The sequence below is a fragment of the Virgibacillus dokdonensis genome, from assembly GCF_900166595.1.
GTDB lineage: Bacteria > Bacillota > Bacilli > Bacillales > Amphibacillaceae > Virgibacillus > Virgibacillus dokdonensis.
The window spans coordinates 42,863-61,049 of sequence record NZ_LT745763.1; the positions used below are offsets into that span (position 1 = coordinate 42,863).

The window sequence follows — 18,187 nt, forward strand, 5'->3', positions numbered from 1 at the left end:
GTTGCTTCGTTCCACTCGCTACGTTGCTAACCGGGCGCTTGCGCCTTTGTTCTGCAGGCATAAGCACATTCTCTAGGGTGGCGAATCGAGTCACGAAGGCAGTAACTGTTTACTCCTTGGACTGGATAATAAGGCTGACTTTTTACACTATAAGAAAGTATAACGTTTTTAGTGTTTATAGCATCCACAAGAATTGGCGACAAGAAACCGATGAAACACAAGCTGGGCGGTTCTTCTAAAACAGGCAAAGAAGGGGGCGTACGATTACACAGCATGAGCTAATTTACGCTTCCTGTCATCCGATGCAATTTAATAGGCAAGGAATCATAAAGTATTTGCCTGCATAGGCTATAGTAATTGAGCACTGGATGGAGGAATGACATGGATATTCTTAACAAAGTAAAGCAGTATCGAGAAGAAGAACAGCAGTTAAAGTGGGAAGGGACATTTGGGGAGTATTTAGACATCATTAAACAACGTCCAGAAGTAGCGCAAACTGCTCATTCACGAATTTATAATATGATTAAAAGTGCAGGTATTACGGAACGAGATGGCAAAAGAATGTATGAATTTTTTGGTGAAGAAATATTTGGTTTGGAAGAAGCAATTGAGCGGCTTGTAGAAGAATATTTTCACCCTGCAGCGAAACGGCTCGATGTACGTAAACGTATTTTATTATTAATGGGACCCGTAAGTGGTGGAAAATCAACGATAGTTACCATGCTAAAACGCGGATTGGAAAAGTATTCGCGTACGGATGAGGGAGCGGTTTATGCAATAAAAGGTTGCCCCATGCAGGAAGATCCTCTCCATCTAATTCCACCGCATTTACGCCAAGAATTTTTTGAGGAATATGGGATACGCATTGAAGGAAGTTTATCACCGCTAAATACGATGCGATTGGAAAAGGAGTATAATGGAAAAATAGAGGATGTACGCGTAGAACGTATTTTTTTCTCTGAGGATAAACGAGTAGGAATTGGTACGTTTAGCCCGTCTGATCCAAAGTCACAAGACATTGCAGATTTAACTGGAAGCATTGATTTTTCTACCATTGCAGAATACGGTTCAGAATCAGATCCACGAGCTTATCGATTCGATGGGGAATTGAACAAAGCGAATCGAGGGATGATGGAATTTCAAGAAATGCTCAAGTGTGATGAGAAATTTTTATGGCATTTATTATCCTTGACGCAGGAAGGGAATTTTAAAGCGGGTAGGTTTGCGCTTATCAGTGCAGATGAATTAATTGTCGCCCATACAAATGAAGCGGAATATCGCTCTTTTATTGCGAACCAAAAAAATGAAGCCTTGCATTCACGAATTATCGTGATGCCGATACCGTACAATTTAAAAGTTAGCGAAGAAGAAAGGATTTATCAAAAAATGATTCATGAAAGCGATATGGCTCATGTCCATATTGCGCCACATGCATTAAGAGTAGCTGCTATTTTTTCTATTTTAACGAGATTGGAAGATTCAAAGAAACCAGGTGTTGATTTAATTAAAAAAATGCGTCTGTATGACGGTGAAAGTGTAGAAGGATATAATCAAGCAGATGTGGATGAGCTAAAGGATGAATTTCCGGTCGAAGGGATGAATGGGATTGATCCCCGTTATGTTATCAATCGTATTTCCTCTACAATTATTCGTAAAGAAGTCCCAGCAATTAATGCTTTAGATGTGCTCCGTTCCTTAAAAGAAGGACTTAGTCAGCACCCTTCTATTTCGGATGATGATAAGGAAACGTATATGAATTATATTTCGGTTGCTAGAAAGGAATACGATGAAATAGCTAAGAAGGAAGTGCAAAAAGCGTTTGTATATTCCTATGAAGAGTCAGCAAAAACATTAATGGATAACTATTTAGATAATGTAGAAGCGTACTGCAATAAAAATAAGTTAAAAGATCCGTTGACTGGGGAAGAGATGAATCCGGATGAAAAGTTAATGCGTTCTATTGAGGAACAGATTGGCATTTCAGAGAATGCTAAAAAGACGTTTCGTGAAGAGATCCTCATTCGGATATCGGCGTTTGCCCGCAAAGGAAAGCGGTTCGATTACAACTCTCATGAGCGATTACGTGAAGCGATTCAGAAAAAATTGTTTGCTGATTTAAAAGATGTTGTAAAAATAACGACGTCTTCTAAAACACCAGACGAATCGCAGCTGAAGAAGATTAATGAAGTCATTGCTCGTCTAATCGATGAATACGGCTATAATTCCGTATCAGCTAATGAGTTGCTTCGTTATGTAGGCAGTTTGTTGAATAGGTAGTGGTCGATGAATAAAGGCATCCTCTTTTACCAAACGAAGAGGGTGCTTTTGTTATATGGAGCTTTATATTATTCGATACACAATGATTTTTCGATAAGCTACTTTTTCTAATATAGGAACGTATAAAAGTGTAAAGGTTTATAGTATAAGAAAAACTACTCATAAGACTTGATGACAAGCCAAGTTTTTCTAATAAGCTTTATAAAATAAATTATGTCCAAACAGTCAAAATAATGCAATAATATTCCTCTTCATGCATAGGATATAGAAACGTATTACTAGTTTGAATAATACGAAGGAGGGGATGCGATGCATGAGGAAAAAGGAAATTTTGTCGTTTCAAAGGAAAATTGGTCCCTCCATCGCAAAGGTTACCAAGACCAAACGCGTCATATGGATAAGGTGAAGGAAGCGATAAAAAATAACTTGCCTGATTTAGTAAGCGAAGAAAATATTATTATGTCTGATGGGAAACAAGTAATGAAAATCCCAATTCGTTCATTAGATGAGTATAAAATTCGTTATAACTACGATAAAACGAAACAAGTAGGACAGGGAAAAGGGGATAGTAAAGTTGGTGATATTATTGCAAGGGCACCTGGAGGCGATGGTCAGGCCGATGGGAAAGGAAAAAAGGCGGGCGATCAGCCAGGGACAGATTACTATGAAGCAGAAGTATCCTTAGAAGAAATTGAGCACGCCTTATTTCAACAGTTGGAGCTCCCCAATCTACAAGAAAAGGAACAAGCTGAGATCATAACGGAAAAAACAGAATTTAATGATGTACGTAAGAAAGGGTTAATGGGAAATATAGATAAGAAGCGCACTATTTTAACGGCGATCAAGCGTAATGCTACAGAAGGAAGACCAGGAATTACGCCAATATATGAGGATGATTTGTGATTTAAAACATGGAATGATATAACAAAACCAGAGTCTAAAGCGGTCGTTTTAGCTATGATGGATACAAGTGCTTCGATGGGGATTTTTGAAAAGTATGTAGCCAGAAGTTTCTTCTTTTGGATGACGAGGTTTTTACGTACAAAATATGAAACAGTGGATATTGAATTTATTGCCCATCATACAGAAGCAAAAGTTGTGTCAGAGGCAGATTTTTTTTCCAAAGGAGAGAGCGGTGGCACCATATGTTCTTCTGCTTATTTAAAAGCATTGGAACTTATCAAAAAAACGTATTCTCCTTCACGCTATAATATATATCCTGTTCATTTTTCAGATGGAGAGAATATGACCTCTGATAATCCGTTATGTATCGAGCTAGTAGGAGAGTTAATGCGTTTTTCAAGTATGTTTGGCTACGGAGAGGTGAACACTTTTCACAGGAAATCGACGTTAATGCGTACGTTTGATCAATTGGATAACCCGAAATTTCGCTATTATATCGTAAAAGAGAAAAAAGATATTTATGGGGCACTAAAGGCATTTTTTACCCAACAAGTTGTAACAGCACAAACGTAAGGAAAACCAATTGGATATTGTGTTGCATTCCCAGTGCATAAACGGTGGTTGCTGTTTGTGCACTGGTTTTTATTTCCTATCTTCCTGTTGTTAGAAAACTTGCTGTTAAGCACATTGTATCTGTATGTTGCAAGATAAATGGAAAAAAACAGTGTCTCTAAACTACCTATTTGTCTTGCTAACTTCCAAAGACTTACTGGAAAATTTCAATTGTATAGATAGCCCGATCCGTCACCAAAGCAAAGCGCTCGCCGTCAAATTGGTATAATGATGAGTCCTCTAAAGGAATTTCATATGTGAATTTAGGGAGTGCTTGATAGGATTTAGAATCAGTTTCAACTTTGCCGGCACCATTTAGTTGTAATGTATGTAGAGGTTCATAATCATCTAGTCGACGTGCATGTGTTTCATACGTGATTGCGGATAAGTCAATAATTGCCTCATCATAATCATTTAACTCTTGTTTGGAAACTTTTATCTGTTTTCCATTCCATTTTTGTAAAAGTTTATTAAATGCTTCAATATCTAAAAATTGCTTTGTCATATTCCATTCCTCCTACTACGATATTTCCCCCTTCCATGGAAAATCATACGTTAACATCTGTGTTTTCGGTGAAGTTCATTAGAAAAACTTGGCTTATCGCCAAGTCCTATAGGCGAGAGGCGTATTCTTATACTATAAATCAAATATTTTTATACTTTCCCATAGTATAAAGAAAACGCCGAAGCTCACAATTTCGGCGTTATAATAACGAGGGCTCAAGCATTAGAGAAATAAAGACAAAGCAATTCGTGTTAAAAATATGAAATTGTATGAGAAACCGTCATAGTCCCATTGCATTTGCCAGTAGCTTTCCCAAAGCACATGCTAGTGGGGTTATTCATGCAAAACGACAACGTTTTTCGCTATAAAGACGTGGCAAAAATTTTTTCTAGTAAAAGGCCTTTACGTCATCCACTTTGAGATCGTAATACTCTGTGAGGGAGATAAGGATTCCCCCACAGAATAACAACGCTTTTATGTGGATGATTGGACCGTTTTTTCACCAGTTGCGCCTCGGAACTTTTTTGTCAAAACGCCTTGTTTTGGACTAAAGAGGAAAGCAGCTATAAAGAATATCCCTGTTGCTACGGCCATCGAACCAGCAATGGAAACATTCCACTGGATGGCAAAGCCATAGCCTAGGGCAGCAGATAAAATGCCAATACCGCCACTTAAAATTAATAATACGAAAAATCGATCTGTTAAAAGATAAGCAGTTGCGCCAGGGACAATGAGCATGGCGACAACTAATATAGCACCTACACTATCAAATGAAGCGACGGTTGATAAGGACACCATGGTCATTAGTAGATAATGAATGATCACTACTGGTACACCAATTAAAGTTGCAAATTGCGGGTCGAAGGTAGACATTTTAATCTCTTTATAAAATAGTGTAATTAAAATAAGATTAATCGCTAATACAGCACCAAGCATCCAAACGGCAGTAGGTCCATAACTCACCCCGTTGATGGTTAACGTATTCCATGGAACAAAAGCAATTTCACCCATTAAAGCATGCTGTACATCTAAATGGACTTGGTCGCCAATAAAAGAAATAAGGACAACCCCTAATGCAAACAAGGAAGTGAAAACAATTCCTATTGCTGCATCCGATTGAACACCAGATGAATGAAGCATTTCCACAAAAACAGCTGTTAGAATACCAACAATGCCTGCACCGATAAGCATGGGAACCCCACTTAAAGATTGGGTAACAAAGAAAGCCCCAACAATACCTAGTAAAACGGTATGACTAATGGCATCAGCGATCATTGCCATTTTCCGTAAAACAAGAAGCGCCCCTGTAATACCACAGGTAAGTCCGACAAGACAGCCGGTTAAGAGAATCCAAAAAGTATAGCTCATGCATTTCTTCCTCCTTTCAGCAATAAACCCTTCTTCGTCCCAAACAGTAAGGAAAAGAGGAAAATAACGGAGGCACTTAATACGATAATTGGCCCGGTAGGTAAGTTTTGTATTGCTGTACTTAAGACAGCCCCACTTACACCAGAGATAGCCCCAAATACGCCCGCTAAAATGGTCATCCAACCGAGCTGATCTGTCCAGTAACGTGCAGAAATAGGCGGCGTAATTAATAACGCTGCAATGAGTACAACGCCGACCATTTGAATACCAATTACAACGACTGCGACAACAAGAAATAACATGACGGCATTGAAAAAGGTAACTGGTAAACCTAATCCTTTAGCAAATTGTGGATCAAAGATACTAATCTTAAATTCTTTGAAAAATAGTGCTGTTAGAATGATTAAGCATAATGCTCCAGCTGCAATTAATTGCACATCCCCTTTAACGAGAGAAGCGGCTTGCCCGAAAATAAAGGAATCAAGTCCAGCTTGATTACCAGTTGCATTTTGTTGAATATAGGTTAATAGAACAATGCCAAGCCCGAAGAATACAGATAATGTGATGCCGATAGCTGCATCTGTTTTAATCCGTGTCCATTTCACAATGGTTTGTATAGACTGTGTTGCTATTAAGCTCGTAACAGCAGCACCTGCTAGTAAATAGGGAACGGATTTTACCTGAAACAGAATATAAACGATACAAACACCAGGCAGTGCAGCATGAGCCATCGCATCACTAATTAAACTTTGTTTTTTTAATAAAACGAAACTGCCGATAACCCCACTTGCAAAACCTAGCAATAAACTTCCAACTAATACCCATTGTAAGTTGGCACTTGATAAAAGAGCACTAAATTGTTCCATTGTTTATGTACTCCCCTTTGCCGCCGCGGAGCCTTGTTGTAAGAAAGCAATTTTACCTCCATATGCTTCTTCTAAGTTAGCAAGTGTGAATACTCGATTCGTTTCTCCATACGCGATTGGTGTTTTATTTAGTAGCAGGACATGGTCAAAATAATCATCTACTGTTTGTAAGTCATGGTGCACAACGAGAACGGTTTTTCCATCGCTTTTCCATTCTTTCATTAATTGAATAATTGCTTTTTCGGTTGACGCATCGACACCTGCAAAAGGTTCATCCATGAAATATATTTTTGCATCTTGTGCCATTGCGCGGGCTAAAAATACACGTTGTTGCTGACCACCAGAAAGTTGGCTGATTTGGCGAGAGGCATAATCTTGCATGCCTACCCGTTGCAGACAATGTTTTGCCCATGTTACTTCCTTTTTGCTTGCTCGCTTAAACATACCAATATGATTGTACCTGCCCATTAACACTACATCTAGAGCATTGGTTGGAAAATCCCAATCTACTTCGCTACGTTGAGGTACATAACCAATTATTTTTCTTTGGCTACGTAAGGGCTTTTTAAATACTTCTACCGTCCCTGATACAGTAGGTAATAGTTGTAAAATAGACTTGATTAATGTTGATTTACCAGCTCCATTAGGGCCAATGATGCCAGTCATCGACCCTTCAGGGACAGAAAAAGAAACATTTTCTAATGCGAGTTGTTTATCATATGATACAGACATATTGTTCACCTTCAAGGCATTCATTTTGTCGTTCCTCCTTTTATTCTGCATCGAAGGGGCTTGTAATTTTGTTTCACAGAAAGCTAGCGGTTCACTGTGAGAAAACAGCCCCAACATGCTTTTTATCCTATACGGAAGTGCGTTTTATTTTAAGGCTTCCACAATGGTGTCAATATTGTGCCTAAACATGCCAATATAAGTTCCTTCTTCTGTGCCTGCTTCACCCATTGCATCAGAATAAAGTTCACCACCAATGGAAACGTCATGTCCTTTTTCTTTTGCTCCTTCTACAACGGCGTTAATCGATCGCTCGGACACACTGCTTTCCACAAATACACCTTTAATGTTTCGTTCTACTAACACATCAATGATTCTTTGAATATCGTTCACACCATAATCGGATTCAGTACTTAGTCCTTGTAATCCCATTACTTCAAACTCGAACGCTTTGCCGAAGTAATTAAACGCATCGTGGGCAGTTACAAGTACACGGCTTTCTTCTGGAATTTCATTGAAGCGTTCCTTTGCATAAGCATGCAGTTCATCTAACTCTATCATATACGCTTTTGTGTTTTTTTCGTAAGTCTCTTTGTTGTCTGGATCTAATTTGCTGAGTCCATCGCGAATGGACTCAGCTGCATATTTCCATAATTCAATATCAAACCAAACATGGGGATCACTTACTTCAGGGCTTTCTGGATCTGCAAGCAGCTTGTCCTCTGGTATACTTTCTGCCACAGGGATGGTTGGTTTATCTTGGCGCATTTCTTCAAAAATTTCACCCATTTGCCCCTCTAAATGAAGCCCATTGTAAAAAATAATTTCTGCTTCGGTCATTTGTTGAATATCTCCCTGTACCGCATTATAAAGATGCGGATCCGTTCCTGGTCCCATAATGCTATAAACATCTACATGATCACCGCCAATATTCTCAACAACATCTCCAATTTGTGCGATAGTAGCAACTACTTTAACAGGTTTTTCACTTGAGCCACTGGTCTCCTTGGCACTTGATCCGCAACCTGCAAGAAATGCGATAAGTAGGATCGTAAAACTGATAAAGCCTATTTTCCTCATCATTTGTTCTCCTCTCTAATTATGTTTACCTAACGCAAAATAACTTAAAAAAAATGACTAACAAGTAGATGTTAGCTCCTTTAAAAATTATTTATATTTAGTCAAATTGTTTCCTTAGTGCAAATTATATGGTAAAGGTTTAAAAAATGCAATAGTTTTATCCATTTAAATTGAAATCAGCGATGAATAAGCTTACTTCTTACTATAGAAAACGATTGGATTACCAACTAGGATGAAAACGAGGTGAACAAATATGGTGTTTTCTAGATTAAACGAGCGAAGTCATCAATTTCTTTTTCATTCATAAACTATAAAGTAAACGTGTAATCTGTAGAGGTTTCTTTCTTTTGGCATGATTGTACGTACTCGCAACGCTGTAGCCTAAAGTCACATAAGAAAAGCGGGATGAAGGTGAAGTCTACAGTATTTTCTACCGGGCTAAAAAGTGAATTGGAGGGATTTGCTTGACAGATACGAAAGAACTGAATCATGCAATTGCAGAAATTACCGAAATAGCCTCTGGGTTTGGTCTCGATTTTTATCCAATGCGTTATGAAATCTGTCCTGCTGATATTATTTATACGTTTGGAGCATATGGAATGCCGACACGATACAGTCATTGGAGTTTTGGAAAACAGTTTCATCGAATGAAATTGCAATATGACTTAGGATTAAGCCAAATTTATGAATTGGTAATTAACTCGGATCCATGCTATGCTTTTTTATTAGATACGAATAGCCTCATTCAAAATAAATTAATTATTGCTCATGTTTTAGCGCATAGTGATTTCTTTAAAAACAATATCCGGTTTTCGAATACACGGCGTGATATGGTAGAGAGCATGACAGCAACAGCTGAGCGAATTGCTCATTATGAGATGGTGTATGGAAAGAAGGAAGTGGAGCAGTTTTTAGATGCGGTTTTAGCTATCCAAGAGCATATTGATCCGGCACTCTTTCGTTCAAGGCTAAGCTATGAAGAGATGGAAGCGTTGGAAAAAGATTCTCCCAAACGGAAAACGCCTTATGATGATTTGTGGGATTTAGACGCAGAAGCTACGAAGAAACCAGCGATTGAAAAATACAAAAAGAAATTCCCGCCACAACCAGAAAAAGATCTGTTATTATTTTTAGAATCCTATAGTAAAGAGTTATCTGATTGGCAGCGCGATATTCTAACCATGATGCGGGAAGAAATGCTCTATTTTTGGCCGCAGATGGAAACGAAAATCATGAATGAAGGCTGGGCTTCGTATTGGCACCAACGAATTTTAAGAGAAATGGATTTAAGCAGCGAGGAGACGATTGAGTTTGCTTCGTTGCATGCAGGGGTGGTCCAGCCTTCTACACGTCAATTAAATCCTTATTATTTAGGATTAAAAGTATTAGAAGATATTGAAGAACGCTACAATCAACCTACAGAGGAAATGAAGCTACGAGGAGTAAAACCCCATTCCGGAATAGAAAAATTGTTTGAAGTGAGGGAGCTAGAGTCGGATATTTCTTTTTTACGTAATTACTTGACGAAGGATCTCGTGCAGCGAGAGGACTTATATTTGTTTGAAAGAAAGGGAAGGAATTATCAAATCACGAATAAAGATTATGAAAACATTCGTAATCAGCTTGTAGCAATGCGGGTGAATGGTGGGTTTCCGTATATTACTGTAGAAGACGGTGATTATTTACGCAATGGTGAGTTATATTTGAAGCATCATTATGAAGGGACAGAGTTAGATATTTCCTATTTAGAACATGTATTGCCATATATTTATCAGTTATGGGGACGTACGGTATGCCTAGAAACGATGATTGATGAGAAGGCAATCGTCTATTCCTATGATGGAAGGAAAACCGTCCATCGATCTTTGTAGATAAGCCAATAACTGTGTTGTTGCACGCATGTTATAATTGGACGTTTATCCTTAGGAGAACGTTCTAAAAAATAAGCTATGCAATTCAGAAGAGAGGCCTCAAATAGGAGAGGGCGTCTCAGATAGATAGGCAGAAATGTGTATGATCCCATACCATTATTGCAAAAAGATTAATTATTCTTTACAAGATAAGAAAGTATAAAATTTGATGCTATGGCGTAACCAAATAACTGAATGGGCCCCGTCCGGCTTCAGCGTCCAGCAACTAGGCGACTTCACGAAATCGCCCTACGATAAGTCATCATCGGTTCGTTCCTCACCGTGATTTCTAAAACTTGCGTTGATTCGTTCCACTCGCTACGTTGCTAAACGGGCGCTTGCGCCTTTGTTCCAAACGGTTGCGGTTACAAAAATAGTATAGACAAATGATCAGAAAATGGTAAAATTTAAGTAGCAGGTAGAGAGAGGAGGGATCCTAAGTTGAAGCAGTGGATGAAAAAAATAGCGGTTATGGCAATTGCCTTTGTAACACTAGGCATGTATGTACCTACTTCGCTAACGCAAGAATCGGTGGAGGCAAAACCTCGAATGAATTCGGATTCCGATGTTAGTGAGCAGTCAAGCACTGTTGTCTTAGAAGAAACTCCTCCTTTCGTCGATCCAATGGTAGAATTATCGGAAAAAGCGAAGGAACAAGTGTTGCGTAAAATGGGGCCTAGAATATCAGAACGTGTGGCGGATGAGTTCACTACTGTTATTCTCCCTAAAATAGAGCAAGTTATGGAAACGGTAATGCTAGATGAAAATGGTGACCCGATATCTCATTATGGGATTACGGAAGACCCTTCTAGCGGATATGGCGAGCGAATTTTCCATGTTTATGATTATCATAAACAGGAAAATGTAGTGAAGTTTCATGTGAGGAGAGTTCATCGACCATTAGAAGGGCATTGGTTTAACTTTCATTATCATTTAAATACAGATCAATTTGAAACACATTATGAAATTGGAGAGATTTTTTGGGATAAAAATACGCCACCAAAATGGATGACGTAACACATAAAGAGTCGATGCAATCACTTGTTAAACAAGCGATTGCATCGACTCTTCTATTTATACTATAGGAAACCAGCAGCGTTTATGTTGATGAGGTATAATTTACACTATAGAAAAGTAGAATGCTTTTAAGGTTTTTCTCGTATTAAGGTACTTTTAATACAATAAGCTACTTTTGGAAGTGCGCTGATTATCCTTATAGGAATAAACACTTTATCGTGAGCTTATTGGTTTATTTCTTGTAGTACTTCACCAATGGGACGATTATGAATGAGTTGATCGGCATAGCGGTCTAATTCTGTCGGCTCTCGATTGACAATAACTAACTTAGCGCCATTTTCTTTGGCAATCAGCGGAAATTGATTGGCGGGGGTTACGCTTAAAGAAGAACCAAGTACAATAAATAAATCCGCTTTTTCTGTTTCTTCTAACGCAAATTGAAAGGCGTCCATCGGTAAGGTTTCCCCGAACAGAACAATGGAAGGTCGAAGAACCCCTTGGCAAGAACAGTAGTAATCTTTATTTACATATTCCTCACTACTATATTCTTTTCCACAAGATTGACAGTGTAGCTTTTGCAGCGTTCCATGTAGTTCAGCGACCCGCTTATTCCCAGCTTGTTGATGAAAGCCATCTACGTTCTGGGTAATGATTGATTTAATACATCCTTGTTTTTCCCAATCGGCTAAAATATAGTGCCCTTTATGCGGCTGATATGTTTTAACACCTACTACTCGTTCTCGGTAAAATGCAATAAATGCTTCGACGTTAGAGTTTAGTGCATCAGTGGAGGCAATCTTACTAGGGTCTTTTTGTCTCCATAGACCTTTGTTAGCAGAGCGGAAATCAGGTAACCCACTTTCTGTTGACATGCCAGCTCCTGTGAATACAACCGTGTATTTCGCTTCTTGTAACCATTCTTTAAGCAACATGCTTCCCCTCCAAGTTTATTCTTTTACACGAACTATTATACTAGAATAACGGCTCAACGCCCAACATTCTTAATAATTAACGATACTATGGTTATACATGTCAGAATAAGCTTTTCTACTTTTTAGCATGCGATCGTAATCGAAATGGTGCAATAATCAGTACAACAATTAAAAATAAACCCATATATCCAATAAAAGGATAAAAAAACGATACTAATTTGGTAAAACCTACAAAGCTAAGTGCAAATGCAAGCAAAATAGTGACGATACTAAAGCGACGAAAGGCTGGTGTTCCACTTGGTTTAAATCGCGCGCTAAAAGAAAAGAACATACTAACTGCCGTGTTAAAAATCATCCCAAACAGAATTACAGAGTACACCATTCCTAAAATAGGAGACATCTCGTCCGCAATTTTTAAAATGGGCATTTCATAATTAGCTACAAGCTCCATATTGGAAAAGATAGCTAAGTGGTTAAACAGTATTAATATTCCAATACCTAAACCACCTAACAAACCGCCAATAGTGGCTTTGCTTCTATTAGGTTCAGCTCCTCCCATCACTAGCGCCATAGATGCACCTAAAGCAATGTTATAGGAAACGTAATTGACAGCAGAAAGCAACCAATTTGATACAGCTGAAGTTTGTTCTAAAGCAATAGGCTCCATTTTTGCGAAGGACTGGTTCATGGTTAATAAGCTATAAATAGAAATAAGCATTACCATGAAGATGAGGAATGGAGCAATACTAGCAATAATTTGCACAACGCGATGAATATCGAGCATGACAGTAAGCATAACGATTATAGTCATGGTTGTAATCCCAACAAATGCAGGTAGTCCAAATTGTTGGTTGAAAATGGAGCCAGCACCAGCGATCATAACAACACCGACGCCGAATAATGTTAACACAATAATATAATCGACGATCACACCTAAATGTCGACCGCTAATAAAATAGATAACATCCCGATGAGAGGTGGTTTGTGTTTGGCTCCCTAAACGAGTTAATATCATACCTAAATAAGTAAATAAAGCCGTTGAAACAATAACACCAATTGTTCCAATGTAACCGAAGCTAGTAAAGTATTGTAATATCTCTTGCCCAGAGGCAAATCCAGCCCCCACAATGATACCAATAAATGCACTGGCTATTTGTAATATTTTCTTCATGGAAACGCCTCCGTATAAGCAATCCTATATGCTATCATGATGATATTTTACATCCCGATAAGGGCTGTAAAATATGTGCAGATTTATACCGGATATAAGGTGCTGTAAGACTCCCACACTTCAAAAATTGGAAGATGAGACCTGAACACGTCGAAGTGGGAAATAACAGCAACTAAATCCTCTTTTTCGTGGTCTAGGAAATTATAAAATTTAGCAGCTGTGGATAAACTTACTAAGTTATTTAGCCACGTCCGGCTCCAGCGCCCAGCAACTAGGGGACTTCACGAATTGCCCTACGATAAGTCATCATCGGTTCGTTCCTCACCGTGATTCCTTTATCTCAGTTGATTCGTTCCACTCGCTACGTTGCTAACCGGGCGCTTGCGCCTTTGTTCTAAGAGGCCTTTAGGTCATACCCTTGGGCTATTAAACAATCCTTGTGGAATAAAAGAAAAAGTCCACGGATTGAAGTTTCACTGTATGCTTTTGAAGTAGTAAGCCATCCGTGTGAGGAAGACTGATCTTTTACTAAATGAAGCTTGCTGCTTTGAAACAGAATTTCCCCTATTTTTCCCCAAATCAAAAAATGGCGCTTCATTATCATATCACATTTTTTACTGCAAATAGAAATTGTATTAGCTCATTTTTTTCTAAGAATAGTAGGTTTGTTATACTTTATTCCATAAAAAGGAAAAACAATCGCCTCTTCATGATAGTATGACTTTATATTCCGTGAAAATCCATGTATGATAGAAAGAAGATATACAAACGCTAGTAAATGAGTTATTTGGTATACATAAGGGGGCATATAAAGGTGATCATTGCGATCATTGCTTTATTATTCGTATCATTTTTCTTCTCTGGTAGTGAGACAGCTTTAACTGCCACAAATAAAATGAAATTACAAACAAAAGCAAGTCATGATGATAAACGGGCAGATAAATTGCTTCAATTAGTTTCAAAGCCCGAGCAATTTATTACGTCAATATTAATTGGGAATAATATCGCAAATATTCTTTTGCCTACATTGGTAACCATAGTCGCAATGGAATACGGAGTAAATGTCGGGCTAGCATCCGCTATATTGACTATTACGATCATCATCTTTGCAGAGGTAATACCAAAATCTGTGGCAGCTGCGTTTCCTGATCGGATCGCCTACATTGTTTATCCCGTAATTCGAGCTGTTGTTTTCATTTTTCGACCGTTAACGATGTTGTTAAATGCAATCACAGGCTTCATTATTAAATATTTATCAAAAGGTCAAGAATCTGATGCATCGGTATCTCGAGATGAAATCAGAGCAATGGTTGATATTGCGCGTACAGAAGGGATATTCAAGCAGGATGAATCACATCGGATTAAAGGTGTGCTTGAGTTTAGTAATTTAAATGTAAAGGACGCCTTAAAAACGCCAAGAGTTGATATTGTAGCACTACCTAGCGATTCGGATTTTGAGGAAGTACGTAACATAGCAATTCAAAACCCTTTTACACGATATCCTATTTATGAAGAGGATATGGATACGATAATAGGTGTCTTTCATTCAAAATATTTGTTGTCATGGTCAATGGAACCAGATAAAGCACTCGAATCTTTTAGTGATATGAATCCATTGATCGTGTTTGAATTCCACTCTGTAGATTGGGTTTTTCGCAAAATGATTCAAGAAAAAAAGCATATGGCAATTGTGTTAGATGAATATGGTGGTACAGAAGGTATTATTACACATGAAGATATTATTGAACTTTTAATTGGATTAGAAATAGAGGATGAAACCGACCGAGGTAATGAACCACTTGTAGAAAAAGTGACAGATACGGAAATTATTTGTAATGGCAAAATTTCCTTGCATCGACTAAATACTATTTTTCACATAAACATTATAGATGACGAGGATGTCTTGGCTGGTTACTTGTTAAAAAAAATGCATCGTTTTCCTCATGAAGGAGAAGAATTTCAAGATGACCAATTAACGTATCGCATCTTAGAAGTTGACGAACGTATGATTAAACGGGTACAAATATTGAAAAACGCGAAAATAGATGAAGAAAGTCAAACATAACTAGAAAGCTTTTATTCGTTCTTTAGCAAAATTAGAAAAACTTGCTTGCTGGTAATTACACTGCAAACTATCGTGGAGGAGGAACAAAAGTGGAATACGATACAAAAGTTATTAATCGAATGAAACGAATAGAGGGACAAATCAGAGGATTGCAACGAATGATGGAGCAAAACAAGGATTGTCGTGAGGTTGTTGCACAAATGTCAGCAGCTAGAAATGCTATCGATCGCACAGCGGCATTAATTGTTAGCCAAAATTTAGAGCGTTGTATCCGTGAAGAACAAGAAAAAGGTGGCAACACCGACGAATTAATTCAGGAAGCAGTGCAGTTACTTGTGAAAAGTAGATAAAACAAATAAGCTAATATCAAAAGGGGATGTAAATCACTTCCTCCTTTGATTGCATTCTATATATAAGTGTATTATTATATACTTATTAGAGGTGGTGAAATGAAGTTGGATAAACCAATCTGGGATCTAGAGCGTGCCTCGGTGGTGTTTAAATTGTTAGCAGATCGCACAAGGTTGACGATAATGAAAATTTTAGAGTACCAAGAGTGTTGTGTGTGTGAACTTGTAGAAATATTTCAAGTAAGTCAGCCTTCAATTAGTCAACATTTACGCAAGTTAAGAGATGCTGGTTTAGTACAAGAAGAAAAAAGAGGGCAGTGGACGTATTATGCTTTGAATGAAGAAAGTAACGATTTTCCTATGGTACAGACTATTTTGAAACAACTCCCTGATCAAGGAACGAAACTGAAAGCAGTGCAACAAAAAGGGGATTTGCACTGTTCGTCATAGGAGGTAATTTATTTTGTCATCATCGATTTTACTAGCATTGAGTCTATTTATCGTTACTTTAGTATTTGTCATTTGGCAGCCTAAAGGGCTGTCTATAGGTTGGTCTGCATGTGGCGGAGCGGTATTAGCCTTAGTCTTAGGAGTAGTAGATCTACAAGATGTACTTGAAGTAACGAATATTGTTTGGAATGCAACGTTTGCCTTTATTGCAATTATTCTAATCTCTCTTGTTCTAGATGAAATTGGGCTATTTGAATGGGCCTCCTTACATATGGCTAAAATGGCTAAGGGGAATGGCGTAAAAATGTTTGTCTACGTTAGCATTTTAGGATCTATTGTTGCGGCATTATTTGCTAATGACGGTGCTGCTTTGATACTAACACCGATTGTATTAGCGATGGTACGTCACTTGCATTTTCAAGAAAAAATGATTTTTCCATTTGTTATAGCGAGTGGATTTATTGCAGATACGACATCATTGCCATTTGTCGTTAGTAATTTAGTCAACATTGTATCTGCTGACTTTTTTGATATTGGTTTTGTAGCGTATGCGTTTAGGATGTGGTTACCAAATCTCGTTTCACTTATTGCAACTATCAGCATACTATTTGTTTATTTTCGAAAAAGTATTCCTCGTACTTATTCGCTTGATCAACTGAAGCAACCAAAAGAGGCAATTCAAGACAAGAGATTGTTTCGCCTATCTTGGTATGTGCTGACAGTACTATTAATTGGTTATTTCGCAAGCGAGTTTATTGGCATTCCTGTTTCTATTGTAGCTGGGGCAATTGCTATCATTTTTCTTATATTGGCTCGTAAAAGTAAAGCGATTCATACAGCAGCCATCGTAAAGAGTGCACCATGGAATATCGTATTTTTTTCTATTGGGATGTACGTTGTTGTATATGGCCTGCGAAATGCCGGGCTCACCGATCTGTTAGCAAAAGTGATACAAGTAAGTGCAGATCAAGGGTTATTTGTAGCAACAATGACGATGGGGGGAATAGCGGCCGTCTTATCGTCCATCATGAATAATATGCCGACAGTCATGATTGATGCGCTTGCCATAGCGGAGACGAATACATCTGGTGTGATTCGTGAAGCTTTAGTCTACGCTAATGTTATTGGTTCTGATCTGGGTCCAAAGATTACCCCAATTGGTTCTTTAGCAACATTGTTATGGCTTCATGTGTTGGCACAAAAAGGGATAAAAATTTCATGGGGTACGTATTTAAAGACGGGAATCGTATTAACCATTCCTATCCTACTCATAACATTAACAGGACTTTATGTAAGTCTATTACTATGGTAAGGAGTTCGATATAATGAAGAAAAAATTGGTATATTTTTTATGTACAGGAAACAGTTGCAGAAGCCAAATGGCGGAAGGATGGGCGAAATATTACCTTGATGAGAAAGAATGGGAAGTAAAAAGTGCTGGAATTGAGGCACATGGGCTAAATCCGAAAGCTGTAAAAGCAATGCAAGAAGTAGGGATTGATATTTCTTCCCAAACTTCAGATGTTATTGATTTAGATCTCATTCATCGTGCCTATTTTGTTGTCACGCTATGCGGCGATGCCAAAGATAATTGCCCAACAATACCGCCACATGTGACACATGCGCATTGGGGATTTGATGACCCAGCAAAGGCAGAAGGAAGCGAAACAGAGAAAGGCTTCGTTTTCCAACGAGTGCGAGATGAAATAGGCGCCCGTATCAAACAATTTGCGAAAATAGAAGCAAACGATTAGGTTACATTCATTGATAAATTCTAGAACGATACATTAGAAAATAGGGAATGCGGGATGAAATGAGGAACGGCAATGGTGAAGGGCGTAAGGAGAAAGGTGTTGTACAGTTTATTTGTTTTAGCGCATTACCTAACAAAACGAAGGCTTAGGCATGAAGAAGTAGTAATAGCCTTCGTTTTGCACTATAGGAAAGTATAA

The 18,187-nt window shown here is 38.2% G+C and carries 15 protein-coding genes and 1 pseudogene; 9 read left to right on the forward strand and 7 right to left on the reverse strand.

Annotated elements, in window-relative coordinates; genetic code table 11:
- Positions 1-381 precede the first annotated feature (381 nt).
- Positions 382-2,277, forward strand: coding sequence for a PrkA family serine protein kinase (locus B2C77_RS02050; protein ID WP_077702185.1), 1,896 nt, complete (start codon positions 382-384; stop codon positions 2,275-2,277).
- A gap of 309 nt (positions 2,278-2,586) precedes the next feature.
- Positions 2,587-3,753: pseudogene (gene yhbH / locus B2C77_RS02055) on the forward strand (sporulation protein YhbH).
- 193 nt (positions 3,754-3,946) lie between these two features.
- Here yhbH and ymzB read toward each other — a convergent pair.
- The 5 genes from ymzB to B2C77_RS02080 all read right to left on the reverse strand — a co-directional run bounded on the left by ymzB (position 3,947) and on the right by B2C77_RS02080 (position 8,343).
- Positions 3,947-4,297, reverse strand: a complete 351-nt coding sequence (gene ymzB / locus B2C77_RS02060; RefSeq protein WP_077702186.1) for a protein YmzB — start codon at positions 4,295-4,297, stop codon at positions 3,947-3,949.
- A 474-nt stretch (positions 4,298-4,771) separates the two neighbouring features.
- Positions 4,772-5,665, reverse strand: coding sequence for a metal ABC transporter permease (locus B2C77_RS02065; RefSeq protein ID WP_077702187.1), 894 nt, complete (start codon positions 5,663-5,665; stop codon positions 4,772-4,774).
- Positions 5,662-6,531 carry a metal ABC transporter permease gene (locus B2C77_RS02070; protein WP_077702188.1) on the reverse strand — a complete coding sequence of 290 codons (870 nt, stop codon included), beginning with the start codon at positions 6,529-6,531 and terminating at the stop codon, positions 5,662-5,664. The genes B2C77_RS02065 and B2C77_RS02070 overlap by 4 nt, the downstream gene beginning before the upstream one ends.
- A 3-nt stretch (positions 6,532-6,534) precedes the next feature.
- Complete coding sequence (locus tag B2C77_RS02075; RefSeq protein ID WP_077702189.1) at positions 6,535-7,287, reverse strand: metal ABC transporter ATP-binding protein; 753 nt, start codon at positions 7,285-7,287, stop codon at positions 6,535-6,537.
- Positions 7,288-7,407: 120 nt separating this feature from the next.
- Entirely contained in the window at positions 7,408-8,343 is a 936-nt protein-coding gene (locus tag B2C77_RS02080; protein ID WP_367946632.1) for a metal ABC transporter solute-binding protein, Zn/Mn family, read from the reverse strand.
- Between the two features lie 461 nt (positions 8,344-8,804).
- Between B2C77_RS02080 and B2C77_RS02085 the strand changes: the two genes are divergently transcribed.
- Entirely contained in the window at positions 8,805-10,211 is a 1,407-nt protein-coding gene (locus B2C77_RS02085) for a SpoVR family protein (RefSeq protein ID WP_077702191.1), read from the forward strand.
- Positions 10,212-10,691: 480 nt separating this feature from the next.
- Positions 10,692-11,267: a YpjP family protein gene (locus B2C77_RS02090; RefSeq protein ID WP_077702192.1), complete on the forward strand. Its 576-nt coding sequence runs from the start codon at positions 10,692-10,694 to the stop codon at positions 11,265-11,267.
- Between the two features lie 224 nt (positions 11,268-11,491).
- Here B2C77_RS02090 and B2C77_RS02095 read toward each other — a convergent pair whose 3' ends face one another.
- Complete coding sequence (locus B2C77_RS02095; RefSeq protein ID WP_077706797.1) at positions 11,492-12,196, reverse strand: NAD-dependent protein deacylase; 705 nt, start codon at positions 12,194-12,196, stop codon at positions 11,492-11,494.
- 118 nt (positions 12,197-12,314) lie between these two features.
- On the reverse strand, positions 12,315-13,370 hold the full coding sequence (locus B2C77_RS02100; RefSeq protein WP_077702193.1) for a YkvI family membrane protein: 1,056 nt from the start codon (positions 13,368-13,370) through the stop codon (positions 12,315-12,317).
- Positions 13,371-14,184: 814 nt separating this feature from the next.
- Here B2C77_RS02100 and B2C77_RS02105 point away from each other — a divergent pair.
- From B2C77_RS02105 to arsC, 5 genes are all read left to right on the forward strand, one after another.
- Positions 14,185-15,435 (forward strand): hemolysin family protein, encoded by a 1,251-nt coding sequence (locus tag B2C77_RS02105; RefSeq protein ID WP_077702194.1) that lies wholly within the window; start codon positions 14,185-14,187, stop codon positions 15,433-15,435.
- Between the two features lie 89 nt (positions 15,436-15,524).
- Positions 15,525-15,785, forward strand: coding sequence for a metal-sensitive transcriptional regulator (locus tag B2C77_RS02110; RefSeq protein ID WP_073008002.1), 261 nt, complete (start codon positions 15,525-15,527; stop codon positions 15,783-15,785).
- A 105-nt stretch (positions 15,786-15,890) separates the two neighbouring features.
- On the forward strand, positions 15,891-16,235 hold the full coding sequence (locus B2C77_RS02115; RefSeq protein ID WP_077706798.1) for an ArsR/SmtB family transcription factor: 345 nt from the start codon (positions 15,891-15,893) through the stop codon (positions 16,233-16,235).
- A gap of 13 nt (positions 16,236-16,248) precedes the next feature.
- Positions 16,249-17,547: an arsenic transporter gene (locus B2C77_RS02120; RefSeq protein ID WP_077702195.1), complete on the forward strand. Its 1,299-nt coding sequence runs from the start codon at positions 16,249-16,251 to the stop codon at positions 17,545-17,547.
- A gap of 13 nt (positions 17,548-17,560) precedes the next feature.
- Positions 17,561-17,989 carry an arsenate reductase (thioredoxin) gene (arsC, locus tag B2C77_RS02125; protein WP_077702196.1) on the forward strand — a complete coding sequence of 143 codons (429 nt, stop codon included), beginning with the start codon at positions 17,561-17,563 and terminating at the stop codon, positions 17,987-17,989.
- Positions 17,990-18,187: the final 198 nt, after the last annotated feature.